This is a genomic window from Streptococcus troglodytae, from assembly GCF_002355215.1.
Taxonomy (GTDB): Bacteria; Bacillota; Bacilli; order Lactobacillales; family Streptococcaceae; genus Streptococcus; species Streptococcus troglodytae.
Genome location: NZ_AP014612.1, coordinates 1330588 through 1344734, shown reverse-complemented (window position 1 = coordinate 1344734; position 14147 = coordinate 1330588). Strand labels below are relative to the sequence as shown.

Genomic DNA, 14147 nt, shown 5'->3' with positions numbered 1-14147 from the left:
CAAAGATCACTTAAAATAGATTTAGGTTAATAGAAAAGAGGAAAGAATGACATTTAAAAAATTAGTTTTAGGTTTATTGAGTTTTACGGCTGTATTTACTTTAGTAGCTTGCAGTTCTTCCAATTCAAAAAATTTACAGGATGATATTAAAGAAAAGAAAAAGTTAGTTGTTGCTGTTAGTCCGGACTATGCACCTTTTGAGTTCAAGGCTCTTGTGAATGGTAAGGATACTGTTGTTGGTGCTGATATTGAGCTGGCAAAAGCAATTGCTAAAGAATTGGGAGTGAAATTGGAATTGTCTTCCATGAGTTTTGATAATGTCTTGTCCAGTTTAAAAACAGGAAAAGCAGACATAGCTATCTCTGGTTTATCTTATACCAAGGAACGTGCTCAAGCTTATGACTTTTCAGAAGCTTATTATAAAACGGAAAACGCTATTCTTATTAAAAAGTCTGATTTGAACAAATATACAACAATTTCTTCTTTCAATAAGACTAAAGTAGCTGTTCAAAAAGGAACGATTGAAGAAGGATTAGCCAAAAATCAATTAAAGCAATCAAACATTACCTCTTTGACTTCGATGGGTGAAGCTGTTAATGAGCTCAAATCTGGTCAGGTTGATGCTGTTGATCTTGAAAAACCAGTAGCAGAAGGCTATGTGTCTCAAAATAGTGATTTGGTTCTTGCCAAAGTTGCCTTAAAAACAGGCGAAGGAGATGCCAAAGCAGTTGCCTTGCCCAAAGACAGCGGTCAATTAGCTAAGACAGTGAATAAGGTTATTAAGAAACTCAAAAAAGAAGATAAATACAAGCAGTTTATCAGCGATGCTGTTAAATTAACTGGTCAGCAAGTGGATTGATTAATAAATCGAAAAGCAAGTTTAGATGCCTTGCTTTTTCTCTGCAGTTAAAAGATTAGCGCTATTAATACCATTTTCTATATGGGAAATCGTTTATTTATGAGAAATAGCAGAGCAATAACTTTTAATTGTTGCCTTATTTTTTGAAAATAGTTTTAAAATGGTTTGAAAACGTCTTGACATTTATCATCGTATTTTTGTATAATGTTTAAGAACGTGTAAATGTTACAATGAAATTGAGGGGAGTGAGATACATGTCAAAGACAGTAGTGCGCAAAAATGAATCACTTGACGATGCTCTTCGTCGTTTCAAACGTTCTGTAACTAAAGCTGGTACACTTCAAGAATCACGTAAACGTGAATTCTACGAAAAACCTTCTGTAAAGCGTAAACGCAAATCAGAAGCAGCTCGCAAACGTAAAAAATTCTAAAGTGATTAAATTAAAAACAGGTCTGACCTGTTTTTTGTTGCAAAATTCGAATAAACGATTTTCTGCATCAGTTTAATCTCATTAAGAATTCATAAAAAAACAAACCTCGACAAGAAGTTTGTTTTTGTTCTGCCAGCCTATTGAAGCAAGCTATGTTAGTTTTGTTTTTCAAGAAGTGCCTTAATATCAGCAAGCAATTCGACTTCAGTTGGGTTAGTTTCAGTTGCAGCTTCTTCCTCTTGTTTCTTGCCAAGCGATACTGCTTTGTTTGCAGCTTTAACAACGAAGAAAAGTGTTGTACCAACGATAAGAAAGTTGATAACTGCACTTAAGAAACTGCCATATGCAACACCGTTCCATGAAAGCTGAGCAATATTTTTAACATTGGCAGCTTTTAAAACTGGGTTGAGGAATAGGGGAGTAATAACATCCGAAACTAAGGAAGTGATAATGGCGTTAAAAGCAGCCCCCATAACAACAGCTACTGCAAGATCTAGGACGTTACCCTTAAATAAAAAATCTTTCAATTCTTTGATCATTTTAGATTTCCTTTCTTTTCATCAGATTCTTATTATACAGGAAGACACTAGGTTTTACAATACTTATGCTTCACTTTTTTCAAAATTGTGGTAAAATTGAAATGCTGCTAAAATGAAAGTATGCTACAATATTATCATTAATTTACTGAAAGGAAGAAAATGAAGAATAGAAAACGTCAGCGAAAAGGGCTGGTTCGAAAAAATGAAATCATTATCTTGACTCTTTTTGTCGCATCAGCCGTTTTACTCTTAGCATTTACCAATTCTTTTGGAGTACTTGCTAAGAGTCTTCATCTTGAAAAAATCAATAAATCGATAACTATTTCCTTTCCTTTTGGTAAGAAGATGGAACAAACAGCACGTTACTATTCAGGTGAAAAGGTTCAGATCAGTTCCTCAGCTAAAAAAGACAGTCTTGGAAAGGGGCTGTCTCATTACCAAAATTGGATTGGGACAGTTAAAAAAATAACATCACAAAGGGACAGTCGTCAAAAGCGTTATTATAGTTATGAAGTTACATTTGATAATGGTAAAGCTTTGAAATATGTTCAAGAAAAAGACCTAGTTAAAACGAAAAGATCAAAGTATAGTAAAGGTCAAATTGTCAAATTAAAATCCTCTGCGACAGCTGATTTGGATGGTAGCAGTTTAACGGATTATCGTGCTTCAGCTGGTAAAATCGACCATATTTCTTATAATCATAGCAATACCACAGGTGGCTATAAGTATGACATCACCTTTGATGAGGGCGGCAAGGTGACGAATATTCAAGAAAAAGATTTGGATAGGGTTTATGAAGTTCAGCTAAAATCAGAAAATACTGCAGCTCAAAATAATGAGATTCTTAAACAAGCTTTTGCATATGCTAAACAACATTCTGGTACTATCTTAAGTTTGCCAAACGGTGAATTTAAGATTGGCAGTCAGACACCAGACAAGGACTATATCACTTTAACATCTGATACTGAAATTCGTGGAGATAATACGACACTTTTGGTTGAAGGAACGGCTTATTGGTTTGCTTTTGCAACTGGGACATCAGCTAGTGATGGTGTAAAGAATTTCACCATGCGCAATATCAATATAAAAGCCAGTGATTTAGAAAAAGGAAATCAGTTTATGATTATGGCTGATCATGGTGATAATTGGAAAATTTGTAACAATAGTTTTACCATGGTGCATAAAAAAGGAAGCCACATTTTTGACTTAGGTTCCTTGCAAAATTCAACTTTTGAAGGAAATCAATTTACTGGCTATGCCCCTGAATTAACTAATGTCAGTAAGATTGATGATAATGCAGATCTTCATGATTTTTATGCAGAAGTTATTCAGCTGGATGCCGCTGAGTCTAGCGGTGTTTGGGATGGTGGGTTGATAAAGACTATTGATCCAAATTATGAAAATTATAATAAAGAGAAGCAGTTGTGCAATAACATCACGATTGCTAATAACTCTTTTGTTCCTTATATAGACAGTCATGGCAAGATAATAGCATACAGCGGAACTATCGGACAGCATTCTTCTGATGTTGGCCTTGTCAAAATTTATGATAATGTTTTTAGTAACTCTTTGGTCAGCCGTTTCAATCAAAATGGCAAAAGCGAGGCGTGGATTTTTAAAGCCATTCACCTAAAATCAAATTATAACAATGCTGTCTATGCCAATTCTATTAGTTAAGTAATGAAAAGTTGTTATAAAGCACTTTCAGGTTAAAGTCTAAACTTAACCCTGAAAGTGCTTTTTGCCTATCATTTATTTTACAAGAAACTTCTAAAATGTTATAATAAAAGGCAATGCTAAAAAGCACTTTTGAGGTGGAGGTGATGACTTCTGGTTGTTGATAAAGAAAAGATCAAAGAAATCAAAGACAGTATTAACATCGTTGATGTTATTGGTGAAGTTGTCAGTCTTTCACGCTCCGGTCGTAATTATTTAGGACTTTGTCCTTTTCACAAAGAAAAGACACCTTCTTTTAATGTTATTGAAGATCGTCAATTTTTTCATTGCTTTGGTTGTGGCCGCTCAGGAGATGTTTTTAAATTTATTGAGGATTATCGCAATATTAGCTTTCTGGAAAGCGTTCAGGTTTTAGCTGAGCGTTCAGGTATTAATGTTACTATTCAAGATAAGAGTCAAGAAGTTAAAAAGAAACATCCACATCAAAAACTTTTTAATATCAATGAAGATGCGAACAAGTTCTATCAAGCTGTTTTGAAGACGACGAAAGTTGGAGAAACTGCACGACAGTACCTTTATCAGAGAGGTTTGACAGATGAACTTATCACCTATTTCAAAATAGGTTTGGCTCCAAATGAGTATGATTATCTGTATCAAGCCATGCTCAAAAAATATGATGAAGATACAATTATTAATTCAGGTTTGTTTAATCTGTCAGATAACAATTCCATTTATGATGCTTTTCGTAATCGGATCATGTTTCCTTTGACTGATGAATTTGGACACATTATAGGTTTTTCAGGACGGATTTGGACAGAAGAAGATATTTCTAAAAAATTAGCAAAGTATAAGAATACGCGTTCAACAGTCATTTTTAATAAATCTTACGAACTTTATCATTTGGATAAGGCTAAGGCTGCAGCTAAAAAAGAATATGAGCTCTATCTCATGGAAGGCTTTATGGATGTTATTGCGGCCTATCGTGCGGGTATTCCTAATGCCGTTGCTTCTATGGGAACAGCGCTAACACCAGAACATGTTAAGCATTTAAGAAAATTTACTAAAAAAGTTATTTTGACCTATGATGGTGATAAAGCTGGACAAAATGCTATTGCTAAATCATTGGACTTGCTGTCTAATATGGCGGTGGAAATTGTTAGAATTCCCGGACAAATGGATCCAGATGAATTTATCAAGGAAAATTCAGAAGAGGAATTAAAAAAGCTGTTAAAACAAGCAAGGATTAGCAGTGCTGAGTTTTGGATTGAACATCTAAAACCTGAAAATATTGATAACTTGCAAGCGGAAATTGACTATGTCGAAAAGATAGCTAAGGTTATTGCTGCTTCGCCGTCTATAACAGCTCAGAATACCTATATTAATAAAGTAGCTGAGTTTCTACCAGATTTTGATTATTTACAGCTTGAACAAGCAGTTAATAATGAACGGCTGCAAATGCGTTCACAAATCAGCGAACAAGAGTCAGCCAAGCAGCAGGTTTTAGTAGATTTGCCGGTAACTAAACAGCTAACCGCTTTGACTAAAGCCGAGAGTCAATTATTCCACCGCTTACTTCACCACGATTACCTCTTGAATGAATTTCGTAATCGTGCTCATTTTAAATTTACAACGCCAGAATTACAAGAGCTTTATCAAATTCTCAAAACTAATGGTGAGATTAATGCTTATGATTTGTCTCAGCTTTCCAATCAGCTTCAGGAAACTTATTATCGTGTTTTAGAAGAAAATCTTCCTGAAGAAATTTCTGAAGGTGAAATTAGGCAGATTGAAGATCAAATTGATAAATGTTTGCAGCGACAAGAAATGCGCAAACAAAGCAAAGCCATTCGAGAGAGTAGTAATCATGGTGATGTAGATACTGCAGTTGAGGGGTTAGCAGCCCTGATCGCTCAAAAAAGAAATATGGAATAGAGGAAAAATGGTAAATAATAAGAAAAAAACATCAAGTACTTTTAATGTTCAAGTTGCAGATTTTATTCGCAACCATAAAAAAGAGGGAGTTGCTGTTGATGATGAAGTTACTGAAAAATTAGTTATCCCTTTTGAACTTGAAGCAGAGCAGATTGATGATTTGTTGGAACGTTTGACAGATGGTGGTATCTCAATTACTGACAGAGAAGGCAATCCTTCTACCAAATATGCTGTTGAAGAAATTAAACCAGAAGAATTAACCGATGAAGAATTATTGGGCAGTAACTCTGCCAAGGTTAATGATCCTGTCCGCATGTATTTAAAAGAAATTGGCGTTGTTCCTCTTTTGACTAATGAAGAAGAAAAAGAACTAGCTATTGCTGTTGAAAATGGCGATCTTGAAGCAAAGCAACGCTTGGCAGAAGCTAATTTGCGTTTGGTTGTTTCCATTGCAAAACGATACGTAGGACGCGGCATGCAGTTTCTTGATCTCATTCAAGAAGGTAATATGGGTTTGATGAAGGCAGTTGATAAATTTGATTATTCCAAAGGTTTCAAGTTTTCAACCTATGCAACTTGGTGGATTCGTCAAGCGATCACACGTGCCATTGCAGACCAAGCACGTACGATTCGTATTCCAGTGCATATGGTGGAAACGATCAATAAGCTGGTGCGTGAGCAGCGCAATCTTCTTCAAGAACTAGGTCAAGATCCAACACCGGAGCAAATTGCTGAGCGAATGGATATGACACCAGATAAAGTGCGTGAAATTTTAAAAATTGCTCAAGAACCAGTGTCTCTTGAAACACCAATTGGTGAAGAAGATGACAGCCATCTAGGTGATTTTATTGAAGATGAAGTGATCGAAAATCCCGTTGACTATACAACTCGTGTTGTCTTGCGTGAGCAGTTAGATGAAGTTTTGGATACTCTTACTGATCGTGAAGAAAATGTCCTTCGTCTGCGTTTTGGGCTTGATGATGGAAAAATGCGGACGCTTGAAGATGTCGGTAAAGTCTTTGATGTTACTCGTGAACGTATTCGTCAAATTGAGGCTAAAGCACTTCGCAAGCTGCGTCACCCTAGTCGCAGCAAGCAATTACGTGACTTTGTTGAAGATTAAGAGAGGTGGGCTATGGCAGATAAAAACTATACTCCCGAAGAAATTGCTAAGATTAAAGATAGAATCCTTGAAGCTTTGGAAATGGTTATTGATCCAGAATTGGGTATTGATATCGTTAATCTAGGTCTTATCTATGATATTCGTTTTGAAGATTCGGGCCGTACTGAAATTGATATGACATTAACAACGATGGGCTGCCCATTAGCAGATTTACTTACTGATCAAATCCACGATGCTCTCAAAGATGTTCCAGAGGTTTTGGATATTGATGTAAAACTTGTTTGGTCACCAGCTTGGACAGTGGATAAAATGAGTCGTTATGCCCGTATTGCTCTGGGTATCAGGTAATAGAAGAAAGAGGGAGGATCACATTTCCTTTTGTTGCTATTAGTATGAAAAAAAGATTATCAATTATTGTGCCTTGTTACAATGAAGAAAAACAATTATTCCTTTTTTAAAAGCGATACAAGCTATTGAGAAAAGTATGAGGGATGATTTAGTATTTGATTATTGCTTCATTAATGATGGATCCGAGGACAACACCTTGAAGCTTTTACGTCAGTTGAGTATTAAGTTTACTAATGTGCATTACATTTCTTTTTCACGTAATTTTGGGAAGGAAGCTGCACTTTTAGCTGGTTTGGAAGCATCAACGGGCGATTTGGTTACAGTGATGGATGTGGATTTGCAAGATCCACCAGAGCTTTTAGAAACCATGTATACTAAAATTAAAGAAGGTTATGATATGGTAGGGACTCGTCGGGCTAATCGTAAGGGAGAACCTGTTATTCGCTCTTTTTTCTCTAAAAGTTTTTATTGGCTTATCAATAAAATTTCTGATACAGAAATGGTTGATGGCGCTCGTGATTTCCGTTTGATGACTCGGCAGGTCGTCAACAGCATCTTAGAACTCGGAGAAGTGAATCGTTTTTCCAAAGGGCTTTTTTCTTGGGTAGGATATGATGTGATTTATATTTCTTATGAAAATCGTGAGCGTGTGGCAGGTCAAACGTCTTGGTCATTTTTAAAATTACTGCGCTATTCTATTGATGGATTCATCAACTTTTCAGAAGTCCCATTGAAATTGGCTACATGGGCAGGGAGTATTGCTTCTGTCTTTTCTATTTTTGTATCGCTTTTATTATTGTTCGCCGTTTAATTTTGGTGATGCCGTACAGGGATGGGCTTCAACTATTTCTATTATCCTCTTTATCGGCGGATTGCAGCTGCTCGCTTTGGGAATTATCGGCAATTATATCGCTAAGATTTTCTTAGAAACTAAAAAGCGCCCCATTTATATTGTTAAAGAAAAAGGGTGATATTCCACTCTTTTTTTGTTAGAATAAAGAAGATTACAATTAAAGGAGAAATCAAGATGATTCTTATAACTGGTGCCAATGGTCAACTCGGAACAGAGCTCCGCTATTTACTTGATGAACGTAATGAAGATTATGTGGCTGTTGATGTTGCAGAGATGGATATTACAAAAGCTGAAAAAGTGGACGAAGTCTTTTTACAGGTTAAACCGAGTCTTGTCTACCATTGCGCAGCCTATACAGCAGTTGATGCTGCAGAAGATGAAGGTAAAGAGCTGGATTATGCTATCAATGTGACAGGAACTGAAAACATTGCCAAGGCCTGTGAGAAATATAATGCAACTTTGGTTTACATTTCAACTGATTATGTGTTTGATGGTGAAAAGCCAGTTGGTCAAGAATGGGAAGTGGATGATAAGCCAGATCCCAAAACTGAGTATGGTCGGACAAAGCGTTTAGGTGAAGAAGCAGTTGAAAAATACGTTAAGAACTTTTACATCATTCGTACAGCTTGGGTATTTGGTAATTATGGTAAAAATTTTGTTTTTACCATGCAACATCTTGCTAAAAGTCATAACAGTTTAACGGTTGTTAATGATCAGCATGGTCGTCCGACTTGGACACGAACTTTAGCTGAATTTATGACTTATCTGGCTGAAAATCAAAAAGAATATGGTTATTATCATTTATCAAATGATGCAACCGAGGATACGACTTGGTATGATTTTGCACTTGAAATTTTAAAGGATACCGATGTTGTCGTGAAACCTGTTGACTCTAGTCAGTTCCCTGCTAAAGCCAAACGGCCGTTAAATTCAACTATGAGTTTAACAAAGGCTAAGGCGACAGGTTTTGTTATTCCGACTTGGCAAGAAGCTTTACAAGAATTTTATAAGCAAGATGTCAAAAAATAGCATTTTAGCAAAGAAAGGCAGGTTTAAACCTGTTTTTTTGAACATTTGTCAATGATGTGAGACCAAAAAAGATAAAACCTAACTAGCTTTTTGCTAGCCTATCAGGAGCTAGCTCCTGATAGGCTTTTTCGCATGTCGATAGGAGATTTCCAGCCCAGAGTCTGCATGGGTAGTCTGTTTGAAGTGTAGAGGTAGCGTTTCATCTGTTTGATGAGGTCGTCATAAGAATAAAATTGTAAGTGCTGGTAGAATCGTCTATTGTCGTTTCTGTGGCTTCGTTCAACCTTACCGTTGTGTCTGGGAGTTCTAGGTCGGATGAGTTTGTGTTCAATGCTTAGTTCACGACAGAGAATATCCAGAGGGTGAACGTGTTTGTTTTCCTTGAAATGGGTAAACTCGAAGCCATTGTCCGTTTGTATGATTTTCGGCTTGTAGCCAAAGTGTCGGATGGCCATTTTGACAAATTGGATGGTGGAATGAGAAGATTGTTCCTTGAAAGGGAAGATGAAGCGTTCTCGACTGGCCTCGTCAATGATGGTGTATTGGTAGAATTTATCAGGCATTGCCCCAGTATAGCAGTCTTTTGGCACATATTTGACAGCCATCTGCCACTTGATACCGAGTTTGGTTGGTGTATCGTAAGGCTTTGGAATATAGGGTTTGGTTTTGTTTTAGCAGGTTTGAAGAAGTCTAGTTTTCTCAAGACCCGAAAGAGTGAGCAGGGATGCCTGTCATAGCCCTTATTTAATTTGAGCTTGTAGAAGATTTCGATGAGAGTGGCATGGGGGTTTCTTCGGATACAGTTTTTAATCCAGGCTATTTCTTGTTCTGTATGAGCCTTGGGATGGGGTGTCAGAGGTTTGTGAGACTTGTCTTGAAGGGAGGCTTTGGTTCCGTCAAATCGCTTGTTCCACCTCATAAGGGAAGCTTTGGAGACCTTATAGCGTCGGCAGATGAAGGCAACAGAAGCGCCACCACGATAGGTTTTGACAGCATGGTAGCGAGTATCAAGGGTGTGTGGCAAATAACGAAGGGGTTGTGGTATACTAGTCATGAGAAGATTCCTTTTTGATGAGTGGGTGGTACTCTTATCATATCAAGGTTTCTTCTTTTTTGGGAGCTAGGTCTCACATCTATTGTAAGGCTACAAAGGGCAGGTTTAAACCTGTTTTTCTTTTCGCAAAATTCTTTAAAATATGCTATAATACAATGTATTGTATTATAAAATGGGGGAATAGAGTTTGCGTCATGTATTCATCATAGGAAGTCGTGGCTTACCAGCAAAATATGGTGGTTTTGAGACTTTCGTGGAAGAATTGGTTAAACATAAACAGTCGCAGCAGTTAACTTATCATGTGGCCTGTCTTAGTGAGACTGATCAGCATAAGCATTTTACCTATTTAGGTGTTGATTGTTTTACTATTAAGGCTCCTAAGCTGGGGCCTGCCAGAGTCATTGCTTATGATATGATGGCTATTCGCTATGCTTTAAAGTTGATCAAGGATCAAAAAATCAAACACCCTATTTTTTATATTTTAGGAAATACAATCGGTGCTTTTATGGGGCCTTTTGCTCGTAAGATTAAGCGCATAGGCGGACGATTTTACATTAATCCAGATGGTTTGGAATGGCAGCGTTCTAAATGGTCACATCCAGTACAAGCCTATCTTAAATATGCTGAAAAATGTATGACCAAAAAAGCTGATTTAGTTATTTCTGATAATACTGGAATTGAATGCTACATCAAACAAATGTATCCTTGGGCAAAGACGACTTTTATTGCCTATGGAACGGATTTATCACCGTCAGGGCTCTCAAAAAACGATTCCAAGGTTAAAGACTTTTATAAAAAATGGGCTATTAAAGATAAAGGATATTACCTTATTGTAGGGCGCTTTGTTCCTGAGAATAACTATGAAACAGCTATTCGTGAGTTCATGACGTCGTCAAGTGAGCGTGATTTGGTTATTATTTGCAATTATGAAGGTAATGTCTATTTTGAAGATTTACGACAAAAAACTGGATTTGATAAGGATAAGCGTATTAAATTTGTTGGAACAGTTTATGATCGTCCTCTTTTAACTTATATTCGTGAACAAGCTTTTGCTTATATTCACGGTCACGAGGTTGGAGGGACTAATCCCGGTTTGCTTGAGGCTTTAGCCCATACGGACTTGAATCTTGTCTTGATTACTGAATTCAATTATACAGTAGCATCGGACGCTGCACGGTATTGGACTCAGGATAATGGAAGTCTTGCTCAGTTGATCAATCAATTTGATAAGCAGGAAAATTTTGCAGAGTATGGACAAAGAGCTAAGGAAATTATTGTAAATTACTATACTTGGGAGAAAATTGTAGAAGAGTACGAGGACTTGTTCTTACATGAAAGTTAATATTTTAATGTCCACCTACAATGGTCAGGAATTCATCGCCCAACAAATTCAAAGCATTCAAAAACAAACCTTTGAAAATTGGAATTTGCTTATTCGCGACGATGGTTCTAGTGATGAAACTCCTAAAATTATTGCAGACTTTGCTAAGTCTGATGCGCGGATTCGTTTTATCAATGCTGATAAACGAGAAAATTTGGGCGTCATCAAAAATTTCTATACCTTACTAAAATATGAAAGGGCCGATTACTATTTTTTTAGCGATCAAGATGATGTTTGGCTGCCGCAAAAGCTGGAATTAACTCTGGCAAGTGCTGAAAAAGAAAACCATCAAATCCCTTTGATGGTTTATACAGATTTGAAAGTAGTAGATAGAGATTTGCAGGTTTTGCATGATAGCATGATCAAAACACAGTCTCATCATGCTAATACGCGTTTACTTGAGGAATTAACAGAAAATACAGTCACTGGTGGGACTATGATGGTTAATCATTGTCTAGCTAAACAGTGGAAGCAGTGTTATGATGATTTGATTATGCATGATTGGTATTTAGCGCTCCTTGCTGCCAGTCTAGGCAAATTGATTTATCTAAATGAGACCACAGAATTATACCGCCAGCATGAAAGCAATGTTTTGGGAGCTAGAACTTGGTCTAAACGTTTGAAAAATTGGCTGCGTCCCCATCGTTTGGTGAAAAAATACTGGTGGTTAATATCATCTAGTCAGCAGCAAGCCAGTCATTTATTGGAATTGGATTTACCGGCAGCTAATAAAGCTGTTATTCAAGCTTATGTGACTTTGTTGGACCAGTCATTTTTAAATCGGATTAAATGGCTCAAACAATATGGCTTTGCTAAGAATCGTGTCTTTCATACTTTTGTTTTTAAGACATTGATTATTACTAAATTTGGTTATAGGAGAAAATAATGGACTTCTTTAGTCGTAAAAATCGTATTCTATTAAAAGAACTTATCAAGACTGATTTTAAACTTCGTTATCAAGGAAGTGCTATTGGCTACCTTTGGTCAATTTTGAAGCCTTTGATGCTGTTTGCTATCATGTACATTGTCTTTGTGCGTTTCTTACCTTTAGGGGGCGATGTGCCTCACTGGCCAGTTGCCCTCCTGTTAGGAAACGTCATTTGGACATTTTTCCAAGAAACAACCATGATGGGTATGGTTTCTGTTGTAACGCGTGGCGATTTACTGCGTAAGCTTAATTTTTCGAAGCAGACGATTGTTTTTTCAGCAGTCTCTGGAGCTGCTATTAATTTTGGTATTAATGTAATTGTTGTTTTGATCTTTGCCCTTTTAAATGGTGTAACTTTTACTTTTAGATGGAATTTACTTTTGTTGATTCCGCTTTTCCTTGAGCTCTTGCTCTTCTCAACAGGGATTGCCTTTATTTTATCAACGCTTTATGTGAGATATCGTGACATTGGTCCTGTTTGGGAAGTTATTTTGCAAGGGGGGTTCTATGGAACACCGATTATTTATTCTTTGACTTATATTGCTACTCGCAGTGTTGTAGGTGCTAAGCTTCTTTTATTGAGTCCAATTGCTCAAATTATTCAGGATATGCGGCACATTTTGATTGATCCAGCTAATGTTACTATTTGGCAGATGATTAATCATAAATCTATTGCTGCCATTCCATATCTTGTGCCTATTTTCGTGTTTATTATCGGTTTTCTTGTTTTCAATTATAATGCTAAGAAATTTGCGGAGATTATCTAATGACAAAAAATAATATTGCAGTCAAAGTTGACCATGTCAGTAAGTATTTTAAGTTACCTGTTGAAAGTACTCAAAGTTTAAGAACTGCCTTAGTTAATCGTTTTAAAGGGATTAAAGGTTATAAGAAACAGCATGTTCTGCGAGATATTGATTTCGAAGTTGAAAAAGGAGACTTTTTTGGTATTGTAGGCCGAAATGGTTCTGGTAAATCAACACTTTTAAAAATCATTTCTCAAATTTATGTTCCTGAACAAGGGAAAGTTACTGTAGATGGGAAATTAGTTTCTTTTATTGAACTCGGTGTCGGTTTTAATCCAGAGCTGACTGGCCGTGAAAATGTTTATATGAATGGGGCTATGCTTGGTTTCACAACTGAAGAAGTAGATGCTATGTATCAGGATATTGTTGATTTCGCAGAACTTCAAGATTTCATGAATCAAAAGCTGAAAAACTATTCTAGTGGAATGCAGGTGCGTCTTGCCTTCTCTGTTGCCATAAAAGCGCAAGGGGATGTCCTCATTCTTGATGAAGTTTTGGCGGTTGGTGATGAGGCCTTTCAGCGTAAATGTAATGATTACTTTTTGGAAAGAAAGAATAGTGGCAAGACTACTATCTTGGTAACGCACGATATGGCCGCAGTCAAGAAATATTGTAATAAAGCTGTTTTAATAGATGATGGTTTGATAAAAGCAATTGGTGAGCCAGACGATGTTGCCAATCAATATAGTTTTGATAATGCAGTACCGATTGATAATGCTGACAGTGAAGCTGTAGAGGAAGAAAAAGAAGAAGTCATTAAAGTTGAGAATCTTGAAGTGAAGCTACTTTCTAAATCTCAAATGACTCCAAAAGAAGATATTGCCTTTGAAATTTCTTATGATGTTTTAGATGATACAGAGACTCATATTGTCTTCTCATTAACCGATATTGATAGAAATATCTGGATTTACAATGATAATGCTTGGGATATCCCAACAAAAGGCAGTGGTCATAAAAGTTATCGCTACACTTGTTTAATCCCAAATGTTAATGATATTAAGCTGAAACTTCAGGTTACTATTTTAGGGAAGTCCAAAGAAATGCTCGCATTTGCAAATACGGCAAATGCACCGATTATTGTCATTAATCGTGATGATATTTCTTTGGATGACTTATCTGCTGTGGATTCTGCTTCTGGAATTATCCAAAGAAATGGGAAATGGGATATTTTATCTGAATAGACTTGC

Annotated in this window: 12 protein-coding genes and 2 pseudogenes; 12 read left to right on the top strand and 2 right to left on the bottom strand. The window is 36.6% G+C overall.

Annotated features, from left to right (window positions below; genetic code table 11):
* Positions 1-46 precede the first annotated feature (46 nt).
* Positions 47-859, top strand: coding sequence for a transporter substrate-binding domain-containing protein (locus SRT_RS06470; RefSeq protein ID WP_128833477.1), 813 nt, complete (start codon positions 47-49; stop codon positions 857-859).
* A gap of 254 nt (positions 860-1113) precedes the next feature.
* Positions 1114-1290, top strand: coding sequence for a 30S ribosomal protein S21 (rpsU, locus tag SRT_RS06465; protein ID WP_000048058.1), 177 nt, complete (start codon positions 1114-1116; stop codon positions 1288-1290).
* Between the two features lie 155 nt (positions 1291-1445).
* Here the strand turns inward: rpsU and mscL are convergent, their stop codons facing one another.
* Positions 1446-1829 carry a large conductance mechanosensitive channel protein MscL gene (gene mscL, locus SRT_RS06460; RefSeq protein ID WP_128833476.1) on the bottom strand — a complete coding sequence of 128 codons (384 nt, stop codon included), beginning with the start codon at positions 1827-1829 and terminating at the stop codon, positions 1446-1448.
* 159 nt (positions 1830-1988) lie between these two features.
* On the opposite strand from mscL, the gene SRT_RS06455 reads away from it, so the two are divergent.
* From SRT_RS06455 to rfbD, 6 genes and pseudogenes are all read left to right on the top strand, one after another.
* On the top strand, positions 1989-3506 hold the full coding sequence (locus tag SRT_RS06455; protein ID WP_128833475.1) for an HlyD family secretion protein: 1518 nt from the start codon (positions 1989-1991) through the stop codon (positions 3504-3506).
* A 153-nt stretch (positions 3507-3659) separates the two neighbouring features.
* Positions 3660-5438 (top strand): DNA primase, encoded by a 1779-nt coding sequence (gene dnaG, locus SRT_RS06450; protein ID WP_128833474.1) that lies wholly within the window; start codon positions 3660-3662, stop codon positions 5436-5438.
* A 7-nt stretch (positions 5439-5445) separates the two neighbouring features.
* The gene (gene rpoD / locus SRT_RS06445; protein ID WP_002261972.1) at positions 5446-6561 is read left to right on the top strand and encodes an RNA polymerase sigma factor RpoD; all 1116 of its coding nucleotides are present in this window, start codon (positions 5446-5448) and stop codon (positions 6559-6561) included.
* A gap of 12 nt (positions 6562-6573) precedes the next feature.
* Complete coding sequence (locus SRT_RS06440) at positions 6574-6909, top strand: metal-sulfur cluster assembly factor (protein ID WP_002261973.1); 336 nt, start codon at positions 6574-6576, stop codon at positions 6907-6909.
* Between the two features lie 44 nt (positions 6910-6953).
* Positions 6954-7880: pseudogene (locus tag SRT_RS06435) on the top strand (glycosyltransferase family 2 protein).
* A gap of 56 nt (positions 7881-7936) precedes the next feature.
* On the top strand, positions 7937-8791 hold the full coding sequence (rfbD, locus tag SRT_RS06430) for a dTDP-4-dehydrorhamnose reductase (RefSeq protein WP_002284381.1): 855 nt from the start codon (positions 7937-7939) through the stop codon (positions 8789-8791).
* A gap of 101 nt (positions 8792-8892) precedes the next feature.
* Here rfbD and SRT_RS06425 read toward each other — a convergent pair.
* A pseudogene (locus SRT_RS06425) lies at positions 8893-9845 on the bottom strand (DDE-type integrase/transposase/recombinase).
* Between the two features lie 187 nt (positions 9846-10032).
* Between SRT_RS06425 and cps2T the strand changes: the two are divergent.
* Genes cps2T through SRT_RS06405 form a run of 4 tightly spaced genes read left to right on the top strand, consistent with a single transcriptional unit; the run spans position 10033 to position 14141 of the window.
* A complete protein-coding gene (gene cps2T, locus SRT_RS06420; RefSeq protein ID WP_128833473.1) occupies positions 10033-11187 on the top strand; it encodes a beta 1-4 rhamnosyltransferase Cps2T in 1155 nt (384 codons plus the stop codon).
* Positions 11177-12112 (top strand): glycosyltransferase family 2 protein, encoded by a 936-nt coding sequence (locus tag SRT_RS06415; RefSeq protein WP_128833472.1) that lies wholly within the window; start codon positions 11177-11179, stop codon positions 12110-12112. The genes cps2T and SRT_RS06415 overlap by 11 nt, the downstream gene beginning before the upstream one ends.
* A complete protein-coding gene (locus SRT_RS06410) occupies positions 12112-12921 on the top strand; it encodes an ABC transporter permease (protein ID WP_128833471.1) in 810 nt (269 codons plus the stop codon). Before SRT_RS06415 ends, SRT_RS06410 begins: the two co-directional genes overlap by 1 nt.
* Positions 12921-14141 carry an ABC transporter ATP-binding protein gene (locus SRT_RS06405; protein ID WP_128833470.1) on the top strand — a complete coding sequence of 407 codons (1221 nt, stop codon included), beginning with the start codon at positions 12921-12923 and terminating at the stop codon, positions 14139-14141. The genes SRT_RS06410 and SRT_RS06405 overlap by 1 nt, the downstream gene beginning before the upstream one ends.
* Positions 14142-14147: the final 6 nt, after the last annotated feature.